Genomic DNA, 25,628 nt, shown 5'->3' on the forward strand with positions numbered 1-25,628 from the left:
ATTGGCGCGTAAAAAGTCGCGCGAAATCTGACCAATCAGTCGAACAGTGTTACCGCGACCCGCACGTTTGCGAGGCGCGAGTGAGTCGGAAATACCCACCTCGGTGCAAAACCGTCGCCCGGAAAGCCGCGATCTAGAGCCTCCCGGCAGAACAATCAATTCTGTTGATTATTACCATTGCGTTTATGAACTTTTATATCGACTTATCGAGAGTAGCATTGCCCTCGTACCCACTTTATCGCCCTCCCAAGGAGCAACCCATCATGAAACGCCAATTACTGCTCAGCCTTACCCTGTCGATGCTAGCCAGCACTGCTTTCGCCCTGCCCGCTGCCGATCAGGCTACCCCGCAAGTGAAATCCAGCCACTCGGTATTCAGCCAGACCGTAGCAGCTGATGGTTCGGACCGTACCCCACAAGGCCAGACCCTGGCTGAAGGCGGCCGTGATCGCCTGGAAGAGAAAGGCCTGGTTCAGGACGGCTACGACAAGACCCCACAAGGCCAGACCCTGGCTTCCGACGGCAGCGACCGCACTCCACAAGGCCAAACTCTGGCTTCCGACGGCAGCGACCGCACCCCACAAGGCCAGACTCTGGCTTCCGACGGCAGCGACCGCACCCCACAAGGCCAGACTCTGGCTTCCGACGGTAGCGACCGCACCCCACAAGGTCAGACCCTGGCTGACGACGGTTTCGATAAAACCCCACTGGGTCAAGCACTCGCCGAAGGTGGTGGTGACCGTGTGATCGAACGCAACAGTGCCTTGAGCTAAGCCCATGGCGGCCTCGAAAAAAAGCCCAATCACCGGATTGGGCTTTTGACTTTTCTGGCCGGTGAAATCTTCTGCTCCATGTCCTCTCGTTCGACGCCGACAAAGCCGATTTGCTAGAGTGCGGCGCTTGTCCTGCCAAAGAACACACCCTGCGATGCTGCCCCGCGCCGAACAGAAACAACAGACCCGCAACGCCTTGATGGACGCTGCCCGCCACCTCATGGAAAGCGGCCGAGGATTCGGCAGCCTGAGCCTGCGCGAAGTGACCAAAACCGCCGGGATTGTGCCCACCGGTTTCTACCGGCATTTTGCCGATATGGATGAGCTCGGCCTGGTGCTGGTCAGTGAAGTCGGCCAGACCTTCCGCGAAACCATCCGTCTGGTGCGCCACAACGAATTCGTCATGGGCGGCATCATCGATGCCTCGGTGCGGATCTTCCTCGACGTGGTCAGCGCCAATCGCTCGCAATTCCTGTTTCTCGCCCGTGAACAGTACGGCGGTTCGCTGCCGGTGCGTCAGGCAATCGGCCGGTTGCGCGAGAACATCAGCTCCGACCTGGCGGCCGACCTGACGATGATGCCCAAGCTTCAGCACCTGGACGCCGCCGGTTTGAGCGTGATGGCTGACCTGATCGTCAAATCGGTCTTCGCTACCCTCCCCGACATCATCGATCCGCCGGCCGAAGCCCTGCCGGAGCATCTGACGCCGCAGGCGAAGATCACCCAGCAACTGCGCTTTATCTTTATTGGGCTCAAGCACTGGCAAGGGCTGGGCAGTACCGAATAACTCCCCTCTTCCCGCCACACCACAAATCCCCTGTAGGAGTGAGCCTGCTCGCGATAGCGGTCTACCAGTCAAATAGTTGCTGACTGACACACTGCTATCGCGAGCAGGCTCACTCCTACAAAGGTGCGCCGCGTCAGCCTCCATTTGGTGCATAAAAAAATCTTCACGCACCAAAACCTTCCATATTCCCGCAACATCTTGAAACATCCACTACGCTCCGACAGGGATTTCCTACATCTCGTCCGATTGGCAAGGCCCTTGCTCTAGCCTGAGTATTGTCCATAGTTGGAAGCTTTCCGATGCTGGTGATTCACCGCAGAATCGACCCTCAACCCGTCTGGGCCGCCGAGTTGCACCTGACCTTCGAAGCGCGGAGCAAAAGCCGTTTGCGCTGTTTCAGTGCCGAGGGCGAAGACGTCGGGTTGTTTTTGGAGCGCGGTCAGCCGCCGCTATATGACGGCGAATGCCTACAAGCTGAAGACGGCCGCATCGTCCGCGTCTGCGCCCGCCCCGAGCAATTGCTGCACGTCACCTGCGCCAACGCCTTCGAACTGACCCGCGCCGCCTATCACCTGGGTAACCGCCACGTCGCCCTGCAAGTCGGCGATGGCTGGCTGCGTCTGCTCGACGATTACGTGCTCAAGGCGATGCTCGAACAGCTTGGTGCGCAGGTAGAAGCAATCGAAGCGCCATTCCAGCCCGAGCACGGCGCTTATGGCGGCGGCCATCACCATTCTCGACACGGCGACGAAGACTTCAACTACGCGCCGAAACTCCATCAGTTCGGCGTACGCCTGTGAATCCGGCCTGGGCGCTGCTGCGCCTGGCCAGTCCGCAATTGCCGATTGGCGGCTACAGCTACTCGCAAGGCCTGGAAATGGCCGTGGATAACGGCCGCGTGAACAACCCGGACAGTGCCCGGCGCTGGATCAGCGATCAGTTACTGCTCAACCTCGCCCGGTTCGAGGCGCCACTGCTGCTCGCCCATTGCCAGGCAGCCGCCGATGAACAATGGGCGGAGTTGCTGGGCCTCTGCGAAAGCCATCGGGCCAGCCGCGAGACACGCGAGTTGCATCTGGAGAGCCGGCAGATGGGCTATTCGTTACAGCAACTGCTCAATGGTTTGCCGGAACTCGACACGCACGCCCGCGACTTTCTCGATCAATGTCCCGAACCGCATCTGGCCCTGTGCTGGGCGCTGGCCGCGCGCGCTTGGGGCATCAGCCCGCAAGACGCCCTCGCCGCGTGGTTGTGGAGCTGGCTGGAAAACCAGCTCGCCGTATTGATGAAAACCCTGCCGCTGGGCCAGCAAGCCGCGCAACGCCTGACCAGCGAACTGCTGCCGCTGCTGCAACAAGCGCAGCAGGACGCCAGCCGAATCAATCCCGACCACATGGGCAGCGCCGCGTTCGGCCTGTCCTTGGCGTGCATGGCCCACGAGCGCCAGTACAGCCGCCTCTTCCGCTCTTAGGAGAAACAACCATGAACACACAACCCCTGCGCGTCGGCATCGGCGGCCCGGTCGGTTCCGGTAAAACCGCGTTGACCCTGGCTCTGTGCCTGGCCCTGCGCGAGCGCTACAACCTCGCCGTGGTCACCAACGATATCTACACCCGCGAAGACGCCGATTTTCTCGTGCGCAACGAAGCCCTCGCACCGGAGCGGATCATCGGCGTGGAAACCGGTGGCTGTCCGCACACTGCGATCCGCGAAGACGCCTCGATCAACCTTGAAGCAGTGGATCAACTGAACCGGCGCTTTCCGGGACTGGATCTGATTCTGGTGGAATCCGGCGGCGACAACCTGTCGGCGACCTTCAGCCCGGAACTGTCCGACCTGACCATCTACGTGATCGACGTCTCAGCGGGCGACAAATTGCCGCGCAAGGGCGGGCCGGGGATCTGCAAATCCGATCTGCTGGTCATCAACAAGATCGACCTCGCACCGCTGGTGGGCGCCTCGCTGGAGATGATGGACAGCGACACAAAACGCATGCGCAACGGCAAGCCGTTCGTCTTCAGCAACCAGAAAACCGGTCAGGGCCTTGAGCAAATCATCGCCTTCATCGAACGCCAGGGCCTGCTGACTGCAGCCTGATTCACTTATCAACAAGGAAGCTTATTCATGACACTCAAACGCATTCTTGGCGCTGTGGCGCTGCTGCTGACTCCGGCATTAGCCTTCGCTCACCCGGGGCATGGCGACAGCGGCCTGGTCGCCGGTATCAGCCACCCGATTGGCGGCCTCGACCATTTGCTGGCGATGCTGGCTGTCGGTTTGTGGGCCGCGCAGCAGCGGGGCGCCGCGCGCTGGGCGCTGCCGTGCACGTTTGTCGGCACCATGCTGATCGGCGGCATGCTCGGTTTTGAAGGGCTGGAATTGCCAGCGCTGGAAAGCGGGATTGCCGCGTCGGTGCTGGCGCTGGGTCTGGCAGTAGCCTTGGCGGTGCGTCCGCCGTTGGTCATGGCGGTGGTGGCGACGGCGGTGTTTGCGTTGTTCCATGGCGTGGCGCATGGTTTGGAACTGCCGGACATGAGCAGTCCTTGGGCGTATGCGGCGGGTTTCGTCGCCGCGACGGCTGCACTGCATGCGGCGGGTTATGGCGTGGCGCGTTTCCTGCCTCAGGCTGCTGCACCGTTGGTGCGCCTTGCAGGTGCTGCCTCAGCAATAACAGGCGCCTGGCTGCTGGCAGGCTAATCTCCATCGCCTGTACCGGCCTCATCGCTGGCAAGCCAGCTCCCACAAGGATATTTGGTGTTCACACAATTGTGGACTTACCCAATCACCTGTGGGAGCTGGCTTGCCAGCGATGACGGCCGATCAGACACCAAGACTCTAACGGCCGCCGCTCTGCTACCATGTCGCGCAATCGCCCCAGCCGTGACGACGTCCGCCCATGCCCCACGCTTCTTGCTCCACCTCCCTGCCCGAATTGACCGCCCTGTTCGGCGCTGTGCAGCAGCATTTCGTCAACGTGATCGTGCCGCTCTGGCAAGGCCCGGGCTGGAACGCCGACATGGCGTTGCCCTACGAGGCGCTGGACGCCGCGCATCAGCCGCTGCCACCGCAGCGCTATCGGGCGATGGCCTGTGCACGGCAGCTGTATCTGTTTTCCAGTCTGATCGGGGTTGTGGATAACGCTGAAGTGCGTGCAGCGGCACTGTTCCGCTCCTTGCAACGGCACTTTCATGATGCCGAGCATGGCGGCTGGTTCTACAGCATCGACGCCCAAGGCAAACCGCTGGACCAGCGCAAGGATCTCTACACCCACGCTTTTATCCTGTTTGCCTGCGCGCATTACTGGGCAAAATCCGGCGATCCGCTGGTCGAGTCGACGTTGAATGCGGCGCTGGAAATCATCGGCCGGCGCTTCGCCACCGGCGATGGCCTGTACGAAGCCTGCCTGGAACGCGACTGGATCACCCTGCAAACCGGTCCACTGCAAAACCCGTTGATGCACCTGGCCGAAGCATTCCTCGCCACCCTTGCCGTGCGCGAAGATGCCCAGACGCAGAAAGCGTTGCTGGAGTTATGCACAGCCATGCACAAGCAGTTCGTCGATCCGCAATATGGCGTGTTGATGGAAAAACCGCTCGGGGCTGTGGATAACTGGTATGAGCCGGGGCATCAGTTCGAATGGTATTTCCTGCTCGAATCGTCGCCGTTATTGCGTGGTTCGAAACTGCATGCGGCGCTTGACCGGGCGTTTGCCTTCACCGAGCAATACGGTGTGGTGCAGCCATCCGGCGCAGTACGGGCGATGCTCGATCTGGAAACGGACGGACGCCCGCGAGACTCGACCCAGCGGATCTGGGCGCAGGCGGAATATCTGCGCGCACTGACCTTGCGTCAGGGCAGTGAAGCGGTGGTGCTGCGCCAGTTACAGGCGTTGCAGCAGCGGTTTCTGCATGCCGGTGGCTGGCATGAGTGCCGGGATGAGTTGGGCGAGGTGAGCCGTAAGGACATGCCTTCAACTACGCCGTATCACTTGGCGACTTGCTATAGCGGCCTGGCTGAATATCTGCGCTGACGGATAAATGGCTGTCGCGAGCAGGCTCACTCCTACAGAGGAACGCATTCCAAATGTAGGAGCGAGCCTGTTCGCGAATGGCCGTTATAAGGTCGCTATGCGATCCACTTCTTGTCACCGGTAAAGCTGATGGTCAACCAGCGCGCCGCATCCGGCTTGCCCAGCTTCGCCGATATCTCTTCGCGTAACGCGTCCAGCTGTCCGACATTGCTCAACGCATAATCCGCCGGCAACACCACATGAATCTCGATAAACCGCGCCCGCCCGTGCTTCTGCACGTACGACACGTAATCGTCGAAACCATGCTCGATTTTCGCCGCGTCCATCACCTGTCGCACCTGATCATCCAGCGTGTCCGGCGCGATCCCCAGCACATCGCGTAAGGCCGGGCCAAGGATCTTGAACGCCGGCGGCAACATGGTCAGGGCCAGCACGATCAGGATCAGCGGGTCGACATACACCGCCCACTGCCCATAGCCTTGGGACTTGAGCAGCAGCGCCGCGAGGAAACTGATCAAAAGGCCCACGGACAGCATCGCGTCCACCAGCCAACTGATGTTATCGAACTGGATCAGGCTGGATTTGAGCTTGCGGTTACGGTGCCGGACGTAGAAAAAGTAGGCGAACTCGACAACGGTAAACACCGCGGCATAAATGATCACCAGTCCTAACTCGATGTCGCGGCCACCGTTGATGATGCCGAACACGCCGTTGAGAAACGCGTAGATCGCGATCAGCATCAGGAAACTGCCTTCGATCAGCAGCACCATCGGCTCCAGATGCCAGAAACCGAACTGGAAACGGTGGTTGCTTTGCTTGGCGATCAGCTTGGCAGTGATCAGCATCAGGACTTTGATGAAGGTTGCGATCAGCGAGAAAAAACCATCAAACAGGATGGATTGGGAACCTGAAACAAAACCGGTGACGATCCCGGCAATCGCCACAGCCAACATCAGAATGGTCGATTGTTTGAGCAGTGCCTGCTCACCTCGGTTACTCACTTTGACTCCTCGAAAAACCTTGAAAACCGCGGGGTGCGGTTGGGTTGTTGCGAGAGGAGTTTACCTTATCGGGATTTATTGCCTGTGCTGGCCTCATCGCTGGCAAGCCAGCTCCCACAAGTACCGAGTCGCTCACAAGATTCGTGTGCACCGATAACCCTGTGGGAGCTGGCTTGCCAGCGATTGGCCGTGACGCGGTGTCAGGCCTTGTTACGCTCAATGGCAAAACCCGCCCAGGTCTGGCTCACCGGCATCAATTCCAGACTGTTGATGTTGATGTGCGCCGGCGCGTTCATCACCCAGAAAATCGTCTCGGCAATGTCCTGCGGCTGGATCGGCTCGGCACCAGCGTAGGTCGCGTTGTAACGCTCCTGATCGCCGGCAAAACGCACCAGCGAGAACTCGCTCTCGCACAGCCCCGGCTCAATGTTACTGACCCGCACGCCCGTGCCTTGCAAGTCGCAACGCAGGTTCAGCGAGAACTGTTTAACGAACGCCTTGGTCGCGCCATACACGTGGCTGCCCGGATACGGATAGTTGCCAGCAATGGAGCCAAGGTTGACGATGCCGGCGCCACGGCCATGGGCGATCAGGCGCGGCAGCAGCAAGCGGGTGGCGTACATCAGGCCTTTGACGTTGGTGTCGACCATGGTGTCCCAATCGTCGAGATCGCACTTCGGCGCCGGATCCACGCCCAGCGCCAAACCTGCGTTGTTGATCAACCCGCGAAGCTTTGCGAACGACGGCGGTAGATTGGCAATCGCCTCCTCCATGGCCTTGCGGTCACGCACATCAAGCACCAGACCGTGCACTTCGGTCTGTTTCGACAATTCGGCGCACAACGCATTGAGGCGTTCTTCACGACGGCCGGTCAGCACCAGTTTCCAGCCAGCCTCGGCAAAACGGCGGGCACAGGCTTCACCAAATCCGGACGTCGCGCCGGTGATAAACAGGGTGTTGGACATCGTGTTCTCCTTGCTTCGGCCGCCGGGGCAGCCCTTGGAATAGAAAATCAGCAGGCAGCATGCCCGCCCGCGCATTCACGGGCAACACCCACAAGCTGTACAAAAAACAACCAGACATGCCAACGCCATAGCGACCGTGGCCTGTAGCCATGTGCACGCATGTTATCCACAGTCCCTTCCACAGTTTCCGGGGGCAACTGGAAACGCGCAAAGCCGCGCCACACAAGGCTTTGCGGGCGAAATAGAAAGTTTTTTGCTTGACCCTGAAGTGGCGGATGTGCGGGAGATGGCATTTTGCACGAACGGACGTTTAGCACAGTGATTGCGCGAGGCCAGTAATTACGGCGCTCAGCGCGGTCTTTCCAGAGTTTAATCACAGACTTATCCACAGCCTTGTTCACCTGGAACCGGCCGATTGGCAATGTCTAGAAAAAGATTGACAACGACGTCTTCAGCCCTCTCAAAAACGCCTGATCAAAAAACAACCACACACTTGCAAGCCACGGTTTACAAGGCGTCCAGCCAGATACACCCACGTTATTCACAGCCAGCTCCACAGTAACCGGGGACAAGTCAAAACTGTGGAAAAACAGCCATTTGCAGCGTCTATATGTCGCGCTTTGGCAGCTTGGGGAATTTGTTTTCCACAATTCCACGCAACACTTGAAATCACTGATCAATTCCCTGTAGGAGCTGCCGAAGGCTGCGATCTCCTGATCTTTAAAGACAACATCAAAAGATCGCAGCCTTCGGCAGCTCCTACACAGGCGTGCGGTATGTTTGAGGAATGAAAAAGCCCCGGGACTTGCGTCGCCGGGGCTGTGCATAACGTCGAGGAATCAGTGCCCGCCCAGATAGGCGTTACGCACTTCCTCATTCACCAGCAACTCTTTACCCGTGCCCGTCAGGCGAATCTCGCCGTTGACCATCACATATGCGCGGTCCGAAAGCTTCAGCGCATGGTTGGCGTTCTGCTCAACCAGGAAAATGGTCATGCCGGTTTTCGCCAATTCCCGCAGGGTCGCGAAAATCTGCTTCACCACAATCGGCGCCAGGCCCAGGCTCGGCTCATCGAGCAGCAACAACTTTGGTCGGCTCATCAAGGCACGGGCAATGGCGAGCATTTGCTGTTCACCACCAGACATGGTCATCGCCCGTTGGTTACGTCGCTCTTCCAGCCGTGGAAACAGCGTAAACATACGCTGCATGTCCTCTTTGGCGTACTTGTCGCCAATCGGGATGGTGCCCATCAGCAGGTTTTCCTCGACGGTCATGTCGGGGAACACTCGCCGCCCTTCCGGCGATTGCGCGATGCCGTTGGAGGCGATGTAGTGCGAGGACTTGTGGGTAATGTCGACGCCTTGATAAAGGATCTGCCCGCCTGCCGCCCGTGGCTGGCCGAAGATCGACATCAGCAACGTCGATTTGCCGGCACCGTTGGAGCCGATCAGGCTGACGGTTTCCCCTTCGTTGATCTGCAGCGAAACACCTTTGAGGGCCTGGATCGGGCCATAGAAGACGTCGAGGTCTTTGAGTTCGAGGATCGGTTGCGTCATACCAGCTCCTCTTCGTCGGCGCCCAAATAGGCTGCGATCACCTTCGGGTCGTTGCGGATCGCTTCAGGCCCGCCTTCGGCGATGACGATGCCGTGGTCCAGCACCACGATGTGGTCGGAAATGCTCATAACCATGCCCATGTCGTGTTCGATCAGCACCACGGTCAGATCGTGCTCGTCGCGCAGCAGCCGGATCATCGCGCTGAGCGCTTCGGTTTCCTGAGGGTTGAGGCCGGCGGCCGGTTCGTCGAGGCAGATGATCTGCGGCCGCGTGCACATGGCCCGGGCAATTTCCAGACGACGCTGTTGGCCGTAGGAAAGCTCACCGGCGAGCCGGTTGGCGCAGTCCACCAGATCGACCACTTCCAGCCAATAGAACGCGCAATCCAGCGCGTCACTTTCGGCCTTGCGGTAGCCCTTGGTGTTGAGGATGCCGGCAAGCATGTTGCGGTTGACCCACATGTGCTGGGCCACCAGCAGGTTTTCCAGTACCGACATTTCCTTGAACAGGCGAATGTTCTGGAACGTCCGCGCCAGGCCTGCCCGGTTCACCAAGTGCGTACCGCCGAACATTTTGTAGTACATGCGGCTGAGGAAAGATTTCGGCGAAACGAAGTCGGTCGGTTTGAACGACTCGCCGAGCAACTGGATGACGTTGGTCTGCTGGCCGCGCACGTTGAGTTCGATCTTGCCACCCGAGGCCTTGTAGAACCCGGTCAGGCAGTTGAACACCGTGGTCTTGCCAGCACCGTTGGGGCCGATCAGGGCGAAGATCGAGTTGCGTTTGACCTTCAGGCTGACATCGCTCAAGGCCTTGATGCCACCGAAATGCATCATCAGTTTTTCAACAGAGAGTACGACTTCACTCATGGCGCAGTCCTCTCATAGTGAATGGCACCTTTGCGTGGAGTGACCCCGGTCCGGCTGATGCGGATCAGCCCGCGTGGTCGCCAGATCATCATCAACACCATCAGGATGCCGAACAGCAGCACGCGGTATTCTGCGAAGCCGCGCAGCAATTCCGGAGCAACCGTCAGCACGAACGCGGCGATCACCACACCGATGGTCGAGCCCATACCGCCGAGCACGACGATAGCGAGGATCAGCGCCGATTCGAAGAAGGTGAACGAGGTCGGGTTGACGAAGCCTTGATAGGTCGCGAAGAACACACCGGCAAGACCGGCGGTCGATGCACCGATGGTGAACGCCGAGAGCTTGACCAACACGTGGTTGAGGCCCATCGAGCGGCAGGCGATTTCATCTTCACGCAAGGCTTCCCAGGCGCGACCGACCGGCATTTTCACCAGACGATGCTTGATGTACAACACGGCCAACACCACGAGGAACAGCACCGCGTAGATGAAGTAGTACTTCACATCCGGGTTGTAGGCGATGCCGAAGAACTCGTGAAACGGCACCCCGCCATCCTTCGCCCGCTTACCGAACTCCAGACCGAAGAACGTCGGCAATGGCGCCGGCATGCCGTTCGGGCCGCCGGTCAGTGACAACCAGTTGTTGAGGACCAGGCGAATGATTTCACCGAAGCCCAGGGTCACGATTGCCAGGTAGTCGCCGTGCAGGCGCAGCACCGGGAAACCGAGGATGCAGCCGGCCAGCCCGGCCGTGATCGCCGCCAATGGCAACACCGTCCAGAAGCCCAGGCCGAGGTACTGATAACCCAGCGCCAGACCGTAGGCGCCGATGGCGTAGAACGCCACGTAACCGAGGTCGAGCAGACCGGCCAGACCGACCACGATGTTCAGCCCCAGCCCCAGCAGCACGTAGATCAAGCCGAGGATGACCACGCCGAGCAGATAGGAGTTGGAGACAAACGGCACGATGACGGCCAGCACAATCAGCAGCGGGATGATCCAGCGCAGCGAGGATTTGTGATCGGCAGGCAGCACGTGCACCCCAGAGCCAGTACTCTCGAATCCGTCGAGAATTTTCAGGCCCTTGGGCGTTTGCAGGAACAGGCTGAGGGCAAAGCGGCCGATCATGACAATGCCGATGATCCAGGCCACCCGGGTCGGTTCGAGGTTGAAGCTGTAACCCTCGAGCACGACGCCGACAATCGGACCGAAAACGATCAGGGCAATCAGGCCGGCAAGAATCGCCTCAACCAGGCTTTTTTTGATATCGATGGATTTTTGAGTGGTTGAAGACATCGCTTACACCTTCGACACAAGAGGACGGCCCAACAGGCCCTGCGGCCGGAAGACCAGAACAAGTACGAGCAGCGAGAAGCTGAACACGTCTTTGTAGTCGGAGTTGACCAGGCCGGAGAACAGCGACTCGGAGATGCCGAGGATGATCCCGCCGAGCATTGCCCCAGGCAGTGAACCGATCCCGCCAAGCACCGCAGCGGTGAACGCCTTGATGCCGATAATGAAGCCGGCATAGAAGTCGAAAGTGCCGTAGTTCATGGTGATCAGTACGCCGGCCAGCGCCGCCATGGCTGCACCGATGATGAACACATAGGAAATGACCCGATCGGTATTGATGCCGAGGATCGAAGCCATCTTGCGGTCTTGCTGGGTCGCACGGCACATGCGTCCGAGCTTGGTGTACTTGATGACGTAGGTCAGCAGGCCCATGCCGACGAATGCGGCCACCAGAATGAAGACTTTGGTGTAGGTGAGTTGCACGAAGCCGGTACCGATTTCAACACGCCACGCACCGCTCAGCAGGGTAGGTACGCCCTGTTGTTTGGCGCCCTGGGCGATCTGTGCATAGTTTTGCAGGATCAGCGAGATACCGATGGCGCTGATCAACGGTGCCAGGCGGGTGGAGTTGCGCAGGGGTTTGTAAGCGACACGCTCGATGACCCAGCCATACACCGCCGTGACGACGATGGTGAAGATCAGCGTGCCGAGCATCAGCAGTGGGAAAGATTCGATACCGAAGTACGCCAGCAGAGCCAGACTGATTGCCGCCAGGTAAGCAGAAATCATGTAAACCTCGCCGTGGGCGAAGTTGATCATGCCGATGATGCCGTAGACCATTGTGTAGCCGATGGCGATCAGGCCATAGACCGACCCGAGGGTCAGGCCGTTGACCAGTTGCTGCAGGAAAATACCATCCATAACGCAATCTCACGCAGTGAGAACCTGCACACCTGTGGAGTGCGGTTCTTCTAGGAAAAATACAGATTTACGTCGGAGCAATGTCAGAGCGCGAACGGTTCGATCACCACAGGACCTTGTGGGAGCTGGCTTGCCAGCGATAGCGGTAGAACATTCAACACAGTTGTCGACTGTCAGGCCGTCATCGCGGGCAAGCCCGCTCCCACAGGGCTTTGCGGAGTTCAAAGGGTCGCGTCAGCCCTTACTTCTGTTTTTCCAGCTGGTGATATTTGCCGTCCTTGTCCCACTGGTAAACCACGTAGTCGGAGACTTTCAGGTCGCCCTTGGAGTCCCAGGTTTTTTCACCCATCACGGTTTTCACCGGATTTTTCTTCAGCCAAGCCGCAGCCTCTTCGCCCTTGTTGGACTTGGCGCCGTTGAACGCGGCAGCCAGGGTTTGCACCGAAGCGTAGGCGTACAGGGTGTAGCCTTCAGGCTCGGTACCGGCCTTGCGGAAAGCGTCCACTACGGTCTTGCTCTCTGGCAACAGACGCGGGTCGGCGCCGAAGGTCATTAGCACGCCATCGGTGAATTGCGGGCCACCGGCGGTGGTCACCAGCTCGTCAGTCACGATGCCGTCATCGGACATGAACTTGACGTCTTTCAGGCCTTGTTCACGCAGTTGGCGAACCAGCGGGCCGGCTTCCGGGTGCAGACCGCCGAAGTAGACGACGTCGGCGCCAGCGCCACGGATCTTGGTAACGATGGTGCTGAAGTCTTTTTCGCCACGGGTCAGGCCTTCGTACAACACAGGCGTCACGCCGCGCTTGACCAGTTGGGCTTTGGTGGCATCCGCCAGGCCTTGGCCGTAGGTGTCTTTGTCGTGCAGTACGACGACTTTCTTGCCCTTGAGCACGTCGACGATGTAGTCGCCGGCCACAATGCCTTGCTGGTCGTCACGCCCGCACATACGGAACATGGCGCTGAGGCCACGCTCGGTGACTTGTGGGTTGGTCGAACCCGGGGTGATCGCGATGATCCCGGCTTCGTCGTAGATTTCCGACGCTGGAATGGTCGAAGAGGAGCAGAAATGACCGACCACGCCGGCGACTTTCTGGTTGGTGAGGTCCTTGGCGACCGTCACGGCCTGCTTCGGTTCGCAGGCGTCATCGCCTTTGACCAGTACGATTTTCTCCCCGTTGACGCCGCCTGCCGCGTTGACTGCGTCAGCCGCTGCCTGTGCACCCTTCATGTACTGCTCGCCAAATGCCGCGTTGGCGCCCGTCATTGGACCCGCTACACCGATTTTCACATCAGCTTGAGCAAACGCAGAAACACCCAACGCAGTAGCCACTGCGAGGGCCAGAAAGCCTTTCTTGTAAAACGTCTGGGACATGAGGTGGTGCTCCAAGGTTTTTTTTAGTTGGCACTGCGACTTCACTTCACTGATTGCTCTGAGCAAGGGCCGTGCCATCGGTTTTTTATTCTTCAAAAAGTCGCTGCTTTCTTGTTATTTCGACTGTTTCGTTCCCATTTTCATTGGGCGTGCAACCGTCTAAACCGCGGAAGGTGAAACCATTTATTTTTTCAGGCGCAACCCGCACGCGCCATCATTGCAACCGCGGCGCCAAACGACGTGCAACCAGCCTGTAACAACCCGCGTCACCGAACTGCACACTGCTGGTGCGGGACTGCTACAACCCGCACCATTACAGGCTAGTCGCTACGTGAAAAAGCGCCGCGCCCGGCAACATATTTCAACACTCAAATCACAATGCGCAGGCACTGGCCCGCGTGATACAGCGAGAACCCGGCCTCGTACAGGCAACTGCGCAAGCCCACACCGGTCAGGGGCTGCATCGGTGCGAAGGGAATCGGCAGCGCTTGAGGATTTCCGTTACACAGGTAATCAGCGAAAGCCTTGCCGACCACGGTGCCGGTGGTGACGCCACGGCCGTTGTAACCGGTGACGGCCACCAGCCCCGGCGCCGGCTCGAACAGGCGCATGAGGTGATCTGGCGTAAAAGCTATACGCCCGGTCCAGGTGCATTCCCACTCGACCGGTTTCAGATTGGGGAAATAATGCTGCTGCACGCGATCGGCCCAGGCCTTGAGAAACCAGGTCGGTTTTTGATTGCCGTTGCCCAGGCTGCCGAGCAACAACCGCCCTTCTTTGTCACGGCGGATGCTGCTCAGCACCTGCCGCGTATCCCATGAACCCTGCCCGCCCGGGAGAATTTCCTGCGCGGCGTCCTCGGTCAGCGGCACCGAAGCGACCTGATAGTAGTAACCGGGGAAGAAGTTGCGCTTGAGTTCGGTCCAGTCGCCCTCGGTGTAGGCGTTGGAGGCGATGACCACTTGCTCGGCCAGCACTGAACCGTGTTCGGTCTGCACCGACCACTTCGCGCCCTGACGCTCAAGGCGAGTGACCGGCGAATGATCAAACATTTGCCCGCCGAGACCGCTCACCGCGTTGGCCAGCCCGGTGACATAAGCCATCGGGTTGAGCGTGCCGGCGCGGCGATCGAGCAAAGCCGCGGCAATCTTTTGCGTGCCGGTGGCTTGCTCGCAGGCCTTGCCGGTCAGCAGTTCAACCGGTGCGCCGCGACGTTTCCATTGTTGCTCGCGGCTGCGCAAATCCGCCTCGCCCTTGGCGTTGTGCGCCATGTGCAACGTGCCTTCGCGGCGCAACTGGCAATCGATGTTGTACTTGTCCACAAGGCTGAACACCAGCGCCGGTGCGCCCCCGAGCATGCGATTGAGCTGGCTGCCCACCGCTTCGCCGAAACCGGCTTCGATCTCGTCCGGCGGGATCCACATGCCGGCGTTGACCAGTCCGACGTTACGCCCGGAACCACCGTGCCCCGCGCGATGAGCCTCCAGCACGCAGACGCTTTTGCCTTTTTCCAACAGATGCAGCGCCGCCGACAACCCGGTGAACCCGGCGCCGATCACGCAGACATCGACTTTGACTTCGACTTTGAGCGCGGTTTTATCCGGCCTTTGTGGCGTGAGCTTTTCCCACAGACATTCTTCGCGTAACGGCATTGCCAGACTCCAACAGAAACCTGCCAAACACAGTGCTGATCCTGTGGGAGCGAGCCTGCTCGCGAAAGGGGCGTATCAGCCAACATCAATGTCGACTGACCCACCGTATTCGCGAGCAGGCTCGCTCCCACAAGGAGGGATCTCCACCTGTCAGTCGAATGTGATGCCCTGCGCCAGCGGCAACTCCAGCGAGTAGTTCACGGTGTTGGTCTGCCGGCGCATATAGGCGCGCCACGCGTCCGAGCCGGACTCACGCCCGCCACCGGTCTCTTTCTCGCCACCAAACGCGCCGCCAATTTCGGCACCGCTCGGGCCGATGTTGACGTTGGCGATGCCGCAGTCGCTACCGACTGCCGACATGAACTGCTCGGCCTCGCGCACATCGGTGGTGAAGATGCACGACGACAAACCTTGTGGCACCGCGTTGTTCAGGCGCAGCGCTTCCTGGAAATCGCTGTAGCCGACTACATAAAGAATCGGTGCGAAGGTCTCACTGCAAACCACATCACTTTGCTCGGGCATTTCAACGATCGCCGGCGAAACGTAGTAGGCGTTGGGGAATTGATCCTCAAGCTGACGCTTGCCGCCGAACACACGACCGCCCTCGCTCAACGCCTGCTCCAGCGCGTCCTGCATGTTTTCGAAGCTGTGCTTGTCGATCAGCGGGCCGACCAGATTGCCTTCCAGCGGATTGCCGATGCGCACTTTCGAGTACGCAGCTTTGAGGCGAGTAACGATTTCTTCTTTCACAGATTCGTGGGCAATCAGTCGACGCAGGGTGGTGCAACGCTGCCCGGCAGTACCGACGGCGCTGAACAGAATCGCCCGTACCGCCATGTCCAGATCGGCGCTCGGGCCGAGGATCATCGCGTTGTTACCGCCCAGTTCCAGAATGCTGCGGGCGAAACGCGCGGCGACTTTCGGCGCGACTTCACGGCCCATGCGCGTGCTGCCGGTGGCGCTGATCAGTGCGACACGCGGGTCATCGACCAGCGCTTCGCCGGCATCGCGACCACCGATGATCACTTGGCAAAGGTTCGCTGGCGCATCGGTAAAATTCTTCACCACGCGGTCGAACAATGCCTGGCAGGCCAGTGCGGTCAGCGGGGTTTTCTCCGATGGTTTCCACACCACCGGGTTGCCGCAAACCAGTGCCAGCGTGGTGTTCCATGCCCACACCGCAACCGGGAAGTTGAACGCGCTGATCACCCCGACCACGCCCAGCGGATGCCAGGTTTCACGCATATGGTGGCCCGGACGCTCGGAGGCAATGGTCAAACCGTACAGCTGGCGGGACAGGCCGACGGCAAAATCGCAGATGTCGATCATCTCCTGCACTTCACCCAAGCCTTCCTGAGTGATCTTGCCCGCCTCCCAGGAAACCAGTTCGCCGAGATCAGCCTTGTATTCGCGCAGTACTTCACCGAATTGACGCACCAGCTCGCCACGACGCGGAGCCGGCACCTTGCGCCACTGCTCGAACGCATGATCTGCGCGACTGATGTGCTGCTCGACTTCGGCCGGGCCTTCCCAGTTCACGGCGGCAATGCGGCTGCCGTCGATCGGCGAATGCACCGGCACTTTGCCGTTCTGATAAAGGGCCGGGTTCACACCAAGACGATCAAGCAATGCGGCAACCATGGGTCACTCCTCAAGCAAAAAACTGAATGTGTGCGGACGCTTTTTCGCGACCGGGCAGGCCTTTAGTTGTAGCGTCACAATGGCAAGGCAACAAACGACCTTTACGCGAGATATCATTCCGTTTATTCATGCTGCGCTAGAAAGACAAGAAAAGGATCGGCCATGCTGAACAAACGCCACTTGCCCTCGATCACCGCCCTGCAGTGTTTCGAGGCCGTGACCCGGCACCTCAGTTTCACTCGCGCCGCTGAGGAACTGAATCTGACCCAGAGTGCGGTGAGCAAACAGGTCGCGCAGCTTGAAGAGCTGTTGCAGCATTTATTGTTTCGCCGCGTGCGTCGACGTTTGCAGATGACCCCGGCAGGGGATTTGTACTTGGTTGAAGTACGAAAAATCCTCACACAAGTGGAGATGTCGACGCATTACCTGCGTTCCTACGGCGGCGAGACCGAAGTCCTGCGCGTCTCGACGCCCTCGACCTTCGGCGCGCGCTGGCTGGTGCCGCGCCTGAAAGGCTGGCGGCTACGCCATCCGTCGATTCATCTGGACTTGTGCAACGAGCAGGAAGCGGATGATCTGCTGCAAGGGCGCAGCGATCTGGCGTTCTACTTCGGCCAAGGTTCACGGCCCGGCACTGAATGCCTGAAGTTGTTCGGCGAAGAGTTGGTGCCGGTGTGCGCGCCGGGTAGCCTGCCTGATAAGCCGTTTACTGATCCGACGCAACTCACCGATCTGGTCCTGTTGCAAAATGCCTCGCGCCCGCAGGCCTGGCACGACTGGTTCGACAGTCAGGGTTACCAGACCGAACACAGCTATCACGGGCCGCGTTTCGAAACCTTTTATATGTGCATCCGTGCCGCGCAGGTTGGCTGCGGTGTGGCGTTGTTGCCGCGATTTCTGGTGGAAGAGGAATTAGCCGACGGCAAACTGGTCATTCCTTTTGAGCATGCCATGCCCAGCACCGATGCCTATTACCTGGCATACCCGGAGCATGCGGCAGAAGTGCCGAAGGTACGGGATTTCGTGAAATGGATGCTGGAGCAGATCGATAGCCCGAATGACTGATCCGATTGAAAAATGTGGGAGCGAGCCTGCTCGCGAAGAGGCCGGCACATTCAATACCCATTTCGACTGAAATGACGCCTTCGCGAGCAGGCTCGCTCCCACAAGGGTTCTGCGGTGATCTAAAAAATTGCTGGCAATCTTCGTCCCTGATATGCGCCACTAGCGCCATCGAATGAGACCGCGCACAGGCGCGGCGCACCTGGAGACCCAGTTATGAGCGAGAGCGTGTTTGCCGATCGCATCGTGCAGAACCTGCTCGACACCGACTTCTACAAATTGACGATGATGCAGGCGGTGCTGCACAACTATCCCAACGTCGAAGTCGAATGGGAGTTTCGTTGCCGTAATAGCGAAGATCTGCGCCCGTATCTGGCCGAGATCCGTTTTCAGATCGAGCGTCTGGCCGAACTGAGCCTGAGCGCCGATCAACTGAGCTTTCTCGAGCGCATCAGTTTCCTCAAGCCGGACTTCCTGCGCTTTCTCGGGCTGTTCCGCTTTAACCTGCGGTATCTGCACACCGGCATCGAAAACGGCGAGCTGTTCATCCGTCTGCGCGGGCCGTGGCTGCATGTGATTCTCTACGAAGTGCCGCTGCTGGCGATCGTCAGCGAAGTGCGCAACCGCTATCGCTACCGCGAAACCGTGCTGGAACAAGCGCGCGAACAGCTCTATCGCAAGTTCGACTGGCTGACCGCCAACGCCTCGGCCGACGAGTTGTCGCAACTGCAGGTCGCCGATTTCGGCACCCGCCGCCGCTTTTCGTATGGCGTGCAGGCTGAAGTGGTGAATGTACTCAAACACGACTTCCCCGGGCGTTTCGTCGGCACCAGCAACGTACACCTGTCCCGCGAGCTGGACATGAAACCGCTGGGCACCATGGCCCACGAGTGGATCATGGCGCACCAGCAACTCGGTCCACGGCTGATCGACAGCCAGATCGCCGCGCTTGATTGCTGGGTTCGCGAATACCGTGGCCTGCTCGGGATCGCGCTCACCGATTGCATCACCACCGATGCGTTCCTCGGCGACTTCGACCTGTTCTTCGCCAAGCTGTTTGACGGCCTGCGCCATGACTCCGGCGATCCTGTGGCGTGGGGCGAAAAATGCATCGCGCACTATCACAAACTCGGCATCGATCCGATGAGCAAGACCCTGGTGTTCTCCGACAGCCTGACCCTGCCCAAGTCGCTGGAGATCTTCCGTGCGCTGCACGGGCGGATCAACGTCAGCTTCGGCATCGGTACCAACCTCACCTGTGACATTCCGGGTGTCGAACCGATGAGCATCGTGCTTAAAATGACCGCCTGCAACGGCCAACCGGTGGCAAAGATCTCCGACGAGCCAGGCAAGACCCACTGTAAAGACCCGAATTTTGTCGCCTATTTGCGGCACGTTTTCCAGGTTCCTGCCGATTCCAGTCTATCTAGCAAGGAGTGAATTCATGCAAGCCGTACAGCGTGAGATTGCTGAACAGCTCAAGGTGCAACCGCCGTTCGCCGACCACAAGGCCCTGCAGGCCGAAGTCGCCCGGCGCATCACCTTTATTCAGGATTGCCTGGTCAATTCCGGGCTCAAGACGCTGGTGCTGGGCATCAGTGGCGGCGTCGATTCGTTGACCGCCGGCCTGCTGGCCCAACGGGCGATGCGCGAGTTGCGTGACCAGACCGGCGACAACAGCTACAAATTCATCGCCGTGCGTCTGCCTTACGAAACCCAGTTTGACGAACACGACGCCCAGGCCTCGGTGGATTTCATCGCGCCGGACGAGCGCCATACCGTAAATATCGGCCCGGCGGTGAAGTCGCTGGCCAGTGAAGTGGCGGCGTTTGAAGGCAAGCACGCGGTGTCGGTGGATTTCGTACTGGGCAACACCAAGGCGCGGATGCGCATGGTTGCTCAGTACACCATCGCCGGCGCGGCGCACGGTCTGGTGATCGGTACCGATCACGCAGCAGAAGCAGTGATGGGTTTCTTCACCAAGTTCGGTGACGGTGCCTGTGATCTGGCACCGCTCAGTGGTCTGGTGAAAAATCAGGTTCGTGCGATTGCGCGCAGCTTTGGTGCGCCGGAGTCGCTGGTCGAGAAAGTGCCCACGGCGGACCTTGAGGATTTGTCGCCGGGCAAACCTGATGAGGCTTCGCATGGCGTGACGTATGCCGAGATCGATGCGTTCCTGCACGGCGAACCGGTGCGTCAGGAAGCGTTCGACATCATCGTTGCGACCTACAACAAGACCCATCACAAGCGCGTGATGCCGTTTGCGCCGTAAGCGCTGATGGAATGAAAAAGCCCGCTGAGGAGTGATCCTCAGCGGGCTTTTCTTTGGCCCAGACATCAGTTGATGCAGATGGCCCCTTCGCGAGTAGGCTCGCTCCCACATTGACGGCGCAAACCTGTGGGAGCGAGCCTGCTGGCGAAGAACGATAACGCGGTGGTCCTGATTACTTGACAGTAATCGTGCCTTTCATCATCGAGATGTGGCCAGGGAACGAGCAGAAGAAGCCGTAGCCGCCATCAGCAATCTTCGCTACGTCAAAGGTCAGCGAATCGGTTTCCTTGGCGCCGATGATCTTGGTGTGAGCGATGATGCGTGCGTCACCTTCCGGCAGGTAGTTCTTGTCGATACCGGCGGCCAGGCCAGCGGTGGCGATTGGCTGCATGTCAGCTTCTTTGCTGATCACCAGGTTATGGCCCATGACGTTCTTCGGCAGGTTGCCGGAGTGAGTCAGTTCGATAGTGAAAGTCTTGCAGCTCTTGTCGATTTCGATGGCTTTGGTGCTGAAGGACATCTGATCGGTGGAGTCAACGGTGGTTTTGCACTCAGCAGCCATCAATTGGCTGCTGGCCAACGCCAGCAGGGATACCGCAACAACTTTGGAAAACATGGTGAATCTCCAAGGCAGGGTTAACAAAAACACGAATGATGGAAAGACTGCCTGAAATCTTCGCAAGTTCCTATGACTTGAGTCAAAAATTGTATACAACTTTCAGGCTATGACATTCATCGAAACAATCTAACGGCCAGATGCAACGGCCGGCCGTATGATCGGCGCATCTACTGAGACGGAGTGCCTATCATGTTCTTTAACGGTCTTTTGTGCAGTTTGCTCGCCGCCTACGCCTGTGGCGCCAGCGGTACCTTTGAATCGCCTGAACGCGAAGTTTAGGCCTTGGATCGAGGCTTGCCAGCCATTACCCTGTGACGGATTGACCCAGGAGGAAGGCATGTCTCTGAAATCCGTGTGTGTATTTTGCGGTGCCAACGCCGGCACTGTTCCGGCCTACACCGAAGCCGCCGTCGCCCTTGGCCGGGCCTTGGCCGAACGTAAATTGACCCTGGTCTACGGCGGTGGCGCCGTGGGTTTGATGGGAATTGTCGCCGATGCCGCGCTGGCTGCTGGCGGTGAAGTCATCGGGATCATCCCGCAGAGCCTGATGGACAAGGAAATCGGCCATAAAAGCCTGACGCGCCTGGAAGTGGTCGACGGCATGCACGCGCGCAAGGCACGCATGGCCGAGCTGAGCGACGCCTTCATCGCCCTGCCCGGCGGCCTCGGCACGCTGGAAGAACTATTCGAAGTCTGGACCTGGGGCCAGCTCGGCTACCACGGCAAGCCGTTGGGTTTGCTGGAAGTGAACGGTTTCTACAGCAAACTCACCGCATTTCTTGACCATATCGTCGGCGAAGGCTTCGTTCGCGCGCCACACCGTGACATGCTGCAAGTGAGTGAATCAGCGCAAACGCTGCTCGATGCCCTGGATAACTGGAAGCCGACCGTCACGCCAAAATGGGTCGACCAAAAACCCGGCTAACCACGAGGCACCGATACAAGGCAGAATATGCGCCGCTCAACCTCACCTTCGACCCAAGAGGATCGCCCATGGCCAAACCCAATTACTCCTTCGCCAAACGTCAACGAGACCTGGCAAAGGAACAGAAGAAAGAGGAAAAGCTTCAGCGCAAGAAACAAACCGCTGAGGAAGCGGCACTGAACCCTGACGGTGAAGTGGCGACGCAAGATGATGTTGATGCAACCGAAGCGACTGAAACACCGAAAGATCAGGCGCCCGACGCCTGAACCCCACCGGGTTTGATCATCGAATCAGACCCTGCGGATTTGTGACGGGGCTGGCGGTTCCACTGCCGGCCCTCACAGCCCTTCCCCTCCCCAATACACCAAAATCCCCTGTGGGAGCGAGCCTGCTCGCGAAAGCGGTGTATCAGTGTAAATATTTGCTGCTGACACACCGCTATCGCGAGCAGGCTCACTCCTACAGTTTCATCGTCGTTAATCCAGGGGCATCACGGTGACGCGCACTTCCGGGTCATGATTGCCGCCGCCCAGAATCACCCCGCGCAACGGTGACACATCGGAAAAATCCCTCCCCCACGCCAGCGTGATGTGTTCCTGCGCCGGCTGCACATTGTTGGTCGGATCGAAATCCACCCAGCCCAGCACCGGACAAAACACCGACACCCAGGCGTGCGACGCATCAGCGCCGATCAGGCGTGGTTGCCCCGGCGGTGGCTGGGTCAGCAGATAGCCGCTGATATAACGCGCTGCCAGCCCTCGCGAGCGCACGCACGCCAGCATCAGGTGAGCGAAGTCCTGACAGACCCCGCGCCGCCGTTCCAGCACTTCCACCAGCGGTGTCGCCACCTGGGTCGCCTCGGCATCAAAGGTGAATTCACTGAAGATCTTCTGCATCAAGTCCTGCACACCCAGCAGCAACGGCCTGCCCGGCGGAAAACAATTTTGCGAAAACTCGACGAAGCTGCTTTTCAAATGCACGTAAGGGGACTGGAACCGGTAGCGACAAGCTTCGAGCAACTCAGCGGAAAGCGGTTGACTGCTGTAGGTCAGCGCATCGCGGGTCAGCTCCCAGGCGGGCGACTGACTGAAGTCCAGCACCGGCCGCGCCAGCACCTCAACAGTCAGCCGAGCATTGACCTGCAATTCATCGTGAGGCCGTTCGAAGGCCAGCCGGGTCAGCGGATTGCCAAACACGTCGAGTTCATCACGGCGGGCTGTCGGGTCCGGGCTGATCAGCAATTGCTGTTCGGTGCAACGCTGCCAGGCACATTCACGCGGCCACAAGTGCGCCAGTTGCTGCGCCAGGGACACCGGACTGTCGTAGTGGTAACAGGTGTCGTGGAGGATCTGGTAGCGAGCATTCATCAAACGGACACCGTGCGCTGGCTGACATCATCGACATGGGCGAAATGGCGCAGGGCCAGACGATCCGACACCTGCCCGCTGGCCTCGGCAATGTCCTGCAGCAGATCCGCCAGACCATTCAGAGCGGCTCGTACGCTGGATTCCCCGAACAGCGGATTCTCCAGACATCCCAGATCAAACCGCGCCAGACGCTCGACCAGTTGCGACAATGCCGCTTCCCGCGGCGCCGCGAAATCATCGTTCAAACGTTTCAAGGTGCGGGTCACCAGTTTCAACTGAAACAACACCGCGTGCGGGTTCTGCTCGTCGAGCAACAACAGGTCGAGCACCGGAATCAATTGCGCCACGGCCAGATAACGCGAACGGTAGGTGATACTGCTGTTGCCCAGTTCCAGCAGCCATTCGAGGCCCGCTTGATCGAACGCCCCGGCGCCGCGCAGAAATGCCGCCAGACTGCTGCTGAGAAACTGCAGACGCTCAATGCGCCGGCCGATCATCAGAAAGCGCCAGCCTTCGTCGCGGGTCATGTCGTCGAGGGCAAACCCGGAAAGCGCCGCCAGCGACATCACCAGCCGGTTGAGGAAGTCCAGCAGTTCGCCAAAGTCGGGTTCGTCGGTATCCAGTTCCATCGCTTCGCGCTGCAACTCCACCAGCGCCTGCCAGTTCTCCCGCGAAAGCTTGCCACGCACCTGCGAGGCCGCCCACTGCAAACGCTGCAGGTTGGCGCGCAGGCTGAACGACCAGTCTTCACCGAGCAATGCAGCGAGCAAGCGCTCGGGAAGTTCTCCTTCATCCGGCAACAACGTCAACCGCTCACCGAGATCGACCGCCGCCTGCAACGCTTGCGGGTCGTCGCCGTCGACATACCGCGCGAGCATGATGCGCAGCAACCGCGCACTGTCATCACAGCGCTCGCAGTATCGGCCGAACCAGAACAGGTTCTCCACCACCCGTGAGGGCAGATACGGGTCGCGCCGTACCAGATCATGGACCCCAACGCTGCGCTGACTCTTCCACTGCTCGCCACTGGGCGGACGATCACCGAGTATCCAAGTGTCTTTGCTCGCCCCACCGCGCTGCATCGACACTACTTCGGCATCAGCCTCGGCGGCCACCCGGGTCAGACCACCGGGCAGCACGCGATAACCGTCAGCACCCGCCACGGCGTACATGCGCATGCCGATCGCCCGTGGTTGCAGTTGACCATTTTCCGCCTGCCAGATCGGTGCCTGGGACAGTTGAGCCAATTCTTGCGCCACATAAGCATAAGGACGCGCCTGCATGCGCTCGGCAAGCGCCTGACGCTGTTTTTCACTCAGATCACGGCCAAAGACCGGCGCGAAGCTCTGCGAAGGAAATGCTGGTTTGATCAGCAGTTCGGGCAGTTTTTCCAGGGCTTGGGCCAACACCGGCGCCTCACCGCACCACCACGTCGCGATCGACGGCAAAATCAGTTCTTCGCCAAACAGGTATTGGTTGATCTTCGGCAGAAAGCCCAGCAATCCCGGCGACTCCAGCACGCCGCTACCCAGCGCATTGGCGACCAGAACGCGCCCTTGGCGTACTGCCTCAAGCAACCCGGGAACGCCGAGTGCCGAGTCCGTGCGCAACTCCAGCGGATCGCAGAAATCATCATCGAGCCGGCGCATGATCGCATGCACCCGACGCAAACCACTGAGGGTTTTCAGGTAGACCGTGGCGTCGCGCACCGTCAGGTCACCGCCCTCGACCAGCGGATAACCAAGTTGCCGAGCCAGATACAAATGTTCGAAATAGCTTTCATTGAAGCGCCCCGGCGTGAGCAACACCACCAGCGGCGCGTCATCGTCACTGGGCGCTTGTCGCGCGAGGGTTTCCTGCAATGTGCGGAAGAAGCCGGCCAGATGCTGCACCTTCAGATCCCGGTACAACTCGGGAAAGGCGCGCGACACGATGGTGCGGTTTTCCAAGGCATAGCCGGCGCCGGATGGCGCTTGCGTACGATCGGCGGTGACCCACCAGCGCCCGTCCGGTGTACGCGCCAGATCCACGGCGTACAGGTGCAGAAACGTCTCTTCCGGCAGCGCGACATGCTGACACGGCCAGAGAAAATTGTTGTGGCCGAACACCAGCTCTGCCGGCAACAAGCCTTCGCAGATCAGCCGCTGCGGCCCATACAAATCGGCCAGCACCGCATTGAGCAGTCGCGCACGCTGGGCGATACCTGCCGACAGTTGCTGCCATTCATCCGCAGCAATCACGTGGGGCAGCAGATCCAGCTCCCACGGCCGATCAGCGCCCTTGGGATCGGCATAGACGTTATAGGTGACGCCGTTTTCCTGAATCTGCCGCGCCAGCAGTGCCTGACGCTGCACCAGTTGCGCCGGCGTGCTGCGCTGCAACTGATCGAACAAACGCCGCCAGTGCGGGCGCACCGCGCCACTGCCGTCGAGCAGTTCGTGATAAGTGCCCGCCGTAAGCGGGTAGCGGTCTAGCAGGTCAGGCATGGAAAGCTCGGCAGACAGCAAGGAACGGTCAG

General features: G+C 59.5%; 24 protein-coding genes. 12 read left to right on the forward strand and 12 right to left on the reverse strand.

The genetic code is table 11. The features are described 5' to 3' along the window. The first annotated feature begins 263 nt into the window (after nucleotides 1–263). The 7 genes from CKW14_RS21795 to CKW14_RS21825 all read left to right on the forward strand — a co-directional run bounded on the left by CKW14_RS21795 (nucleotide 264) and on the right by CKW14_RS21825 (nucleotide 5,590). Nucleotides 264–773 (forward strand): hypothetical protein, encoded by a 510-nt coding sequence (locus CKW14_RS21795; RefSeq protein WP_095047320.1) that lies wholly within the window; start codon nucleotides 264–266, stop codon nucleotides 771–773. Between the two features lie 154 nt (nucleotides 774–927). After that, entirely contained in the window at nucleotides 928–1,560 is a 633-nt protein-coding gene (locus CKW14_RS21800) for a TetR family transcriptional regulator (RefSeq protein ID WP_007915913.1), read from the forward strand. 299 nt (nucleotides 1,561–1,859) lie between these two features. Continuing rightward, nucleotides 1,860–2,360: an urease accessory protein UreE gene (gene ureE / locus CKW14_RS21805; protein WP_008087160.1), complete on the forward strand. Its 501-nt coding sequence runs from the start codon at nucleotides 1,860–1,862 to the stop codon at nucleotides 2,358–2,360. Next, entirely contained in the window at nucleotides 2,357–3,031 is a 675-nt protein-coding gene (locus CKW14_RS21810) for an urease accessory protein UreF (protein ID WP_095047319.1), read from the forward strand. Before ureE ends, CKW14_RS21810 begins: the two co-directional genes overlap by 4 nt. An 11-nt stretch (nucleotides 3,032–3,042) precedes the next feature. Continuing rightward, on the forward strand, nucleotides 3,043–3,657 hold the full coding sequence (gene ureG, locus CKW14_RS21815) for an urease accessory protein UreG (protein WP_007915910.1): 615 nt from the start codon (nucleotides 3,043–3,045) through the stop codon (nucleotides 3,655–3,657). 27 nt (nucleotides 3,658–3,684) lie between these two features. Next, nucleotides 3,685–4,257, forward strand: a complete 573-nt coding sequence (locus CKW14_RS21820; RefSeq protein ID WP_095126131.1) for a HupE/UreJ family protein — start codon at nucleotides 3,685–3,687, stop codon at nucleotides 4,255–4,257. A 199-nt stretch (nucleotides 4,258–4,456) separates the two neighbouring features. After that, nucleotides 4,457–5,590, forward strand: a complete 1,134-nt coding sequence (locus CKW14_RS21825) for an AGE family epimerase/isomerase (protein WP_095126132.1) — start codon at nucleotides 4,457–4,459, stop codon at nucleotides 5,588–5,590. A 95-nt stretch (nucleotides 5,591–5,685) separates the two neighbouring features. Here CKW14_RS21825 and CKW14_RS21830 read toward each other — a convergent pair whose 3' ends face one another. The 9 genes from CKW14_RS21830 to CKW14_RS21875 all read right to left on the reverse strand — a co-directional run bounded on the left by CKW14_RS21830 (nucleotide 5,686) and on the right by CKW14_RS21875 (nucleotide 16,865). Beyond that, on the reverse strand, nucleotides 5,686–6,591 hold the full coding sequence (locus CKW14_RS21830; protein ID WP_095047316.1) for a cation diffusion facilitator family transporter: 906 nt from the start codon (nucleotides 6,589–6,591) through the stop codon (nucleotides 5,686–5,688). Between the two features lie 200 nt (nucleotides 6,592–6,791). Further along, nucleotides 6,792–7,556: an SDR family oxidoreductase gene (locus CKW14_RS21835; RefSeq protein ID WP_007915905.1), complete on the reverse strand. Its 765-nt coding sequence runs from the start codon at nucleotides 7,554–7,556 to the stop codon at nucleotides 6,792–6,794. Nucleotides 7,557–8,395: 839 nt separating this feature from the next. After that, on the reverse strand, nucleotides 8,396–9,112 hold the full coding sequence (locus tag CKW14_RS21845) for an ABC transporter ATP-binding protein (RefSeq protein ID WP_007915900.1): 717 nt from the start codon (nucleotides 9,110–9,112) through the stop codon (nucleotides 8,396–8,398). Beyond that, on the reverse strand, nucleotides 9,109–9,981 hold the full coding sequence (locus CKW14_RS21850; RefSeq protein WP_016985385.1) for an ABC transporter ATP-binding protein: 873 nt from the start codon (nucleotides 9,979–9,981) through the stop codon (nucleotides 9,109–9,111). The genes CKW14_RS21845 and CKW14_RS21850 overlap by 4 nt, the downstream gene beginning before the upstream one ends. Then, nucleotides 9,978–11,279 (reverse strand): high-affinity branched-chain amino acid ABC transporter permease LivM, encoded by a 1,302-nt coding sequence (gene livM, locus CKW14_RS21855; RefSeq protein ID WP_095047315.1) that lies wholly within the window; start codon nucleotides 11,277–11,279, stop codon nucleotides 9,978–9,980. The genes CKW14_RS21850 and livM overlap by 4 nt, the downstream gene beginning before the upstream one ends. Before the next feature lie 3 nt (nucleotides 11,280–11,282). Beyond that, nucleotides 11,283–12,197 (reverse strand): branched-chain amino acid ABC transporter permease LivH, encoded by a 915-nt coding sequence (locus CKW14_RS21860; RefSeq protein ID WP_095047314.1) that lies wholly within the window; start codon nucleotides 12,195–12,197, stop codon nucleotides 11,283–11,285. 241 nt (nucleotides 12,198–12,438) lie between these two features. After that, nucleotides 12,439–13,572 (reverse strand): ABC transporter substrate-binding protein, encoded by a 1,134-nt coding sequence (locus CKW14_RS21865; protein ID WP_038360427.1) that lies wholly within the window; start codon nucleotides 13,570–13,572, stop codon nucleotides 12,439–12,441. Between the two features lie 368 nt (nucleotides 13,573–13,940). Then, a complete protein-coding gene (locus CKW14_RS21870) occupies nucleotides 13,941–15,224 on the reverse strand; it encodes an FAD-binding oxidoreductase (RefSeq protein WP_095126133.1) in 1,284 nt (427 codons plus the stop codon). Between the two features lie 150 nt (nucleotides 15,225–15,374). Further along, complete coding sequence (locus CKW14_RS21875) at nucleotides 15,375–16,865, reverse strand: aldehyde dehydrogenase family protein (protein ID WP_007915887.1); 1,491 nt, start codon at nucleotides 16,863–16,865, stop codon at nucleotides 15,375–15,377. Between the two features lie 162 nt (nucleotides 16,866–17,027). Here CKW14_RS21875 and CKW14_RS21880 point away from each other — a divergent pair, with 162 nt between their 5' ends. The 3 genes from CKW14_RS21880 to nadE all read left to right on the forward strand — a co-directional run bounded on the left by CKW14_RS21880 (nucleotide 17,028) and on the right by nadE (nucleotide 20,199). After that, nucleotides 17,028–17,930, forward strand: coding sequence for a LysR family transcriptional regulator (locus CKW14_RS21880; protein ID WP_095047312.1), 903 nt, complete (start codon nucleotides 17,028–17,030; stop codon nucleotides 17,928–17,930). A 213-nt stretch (nucleotides 17,931–18,143) separates the two neighbouring features. Then, on the forward strand, nucleotides 18,144–19,367 hold the full coding sequence (gene pncB, locus CKW14_RS21885) for a nicotinate phosphoribosyltransferase (protein WP_093430192.1): 1,224 nt from the start codon (nucleotides 18,144–18,146) through the stop codon (nucleotides 19,365–19,367). A 4-nt stretch (nucleotides 19,368–19,371) separates the two neighbouring features. Next, nucleotides 19,372–20,199, forward strand: coding sequence for an ammonia-dependent NAD(+) synthetase (gene nadE / locus CKW14_RS21890; RefSeq protein WP_093430191.1), 828 nt, complete (start codon nucleotides 19,372–19,374; stop codon nucleotides 20,197–20,199). Between the two features lie 172 nt (nucleotides 20,200–20,371). Here nadE and azu read toward each other — a convergent pair whose 3' ends face one another. Continuing rightward, the gene (gene azu / locus CKW14_RS21895; RefSeq protein WP_095047311.1) at nucleotides 20,372–20,815 is read right to left on the reverse strand and encodes an azurin; all 444 of its coding nucleotides are present in this window, start codon (nucleotides 20,813–20,815) and stop codon (nucleotides 20,372–20,374) included. A 340-nt stretch (nucleotides 20,816–21,155) separates the two neighbouring features. Here azu and CKW14_RS21900 point away from each other — a divergent pair, with 340 nt between their 5' ends. Next, nucleotides 21,156–21,743, forward strand: a complete 588-nt coding sequence (locus CKW14_RS21900; RefSeq protein ID WP_093430190.1) for a TIGR00730 family Rossman fold protein — start codon at nucleotides 21,156–21,158, stop codon at nucleotides 21,741–21,743. Nucleotides 21,744–21,811: 68 nt separating this feature from the next. Next, nucleotides 21,812–22,009 (forward strand): hypothetical protein, encoded by a 198-nt coding sequence (locus CKW14_RS21905; protein WP_095047310.1) that lies wholly within the window; start codon nucleotides 21,812–21,814, stop codon nucleotides 22,007–22,009. Between the two features lie 210 nt (nucleotides 22,010–22,219). On the opposite strand, the gene CKW14_RS21910 is transcribed toward CKW14_RS21905, so the two are convergent. Both CKW14_RS21910 and CKW14_RS21915 read right to left on the reverse strand, forming a co-directional pair. Beyond that, nucleotides 22,220–23,110: a transglutaminase family protein gene (locus CKW14_RS21910; RefSeq protein ID WP_095126134.1), complete on the reverse strand. Its 891-nt coding sequence runs from the start codon at nucleotides 23,108–23,110 to the stop codon at nucleotides 22,220–22,222. After that, nucleotides 23,110–25,596, reverse strand: a complete 2,487-nt coding sequence (locus tag CKW14_RS21915; protein WP_095047308.1) for a circularly permuted type 2 ATP-grasp protein — start codon at nucleotides 25,594–25,596, stop codon at nucleotides 23,110–23,112. Before CKW14_RS21915 ends, CKW14_RS21910 begins: the two co-directional genes overlap by 1 nt. Between the last annotated feature and the right edge of the window lie 32 nt (nucleotides 25,597–25,628).

The sequence above is a fragment of the Pseudomonas sp. Irchel s3a12 genome (assembly GCF_900187485.1).
In the GTDB taxonomy this organism is placed as follows: Bacteria; Pseudomonadota; Gammaproteobacteria; order Pseudomonadales; family Pseudomonadaceae; genus Aquipseudomonas; species Aquipseudomonas neuropathica.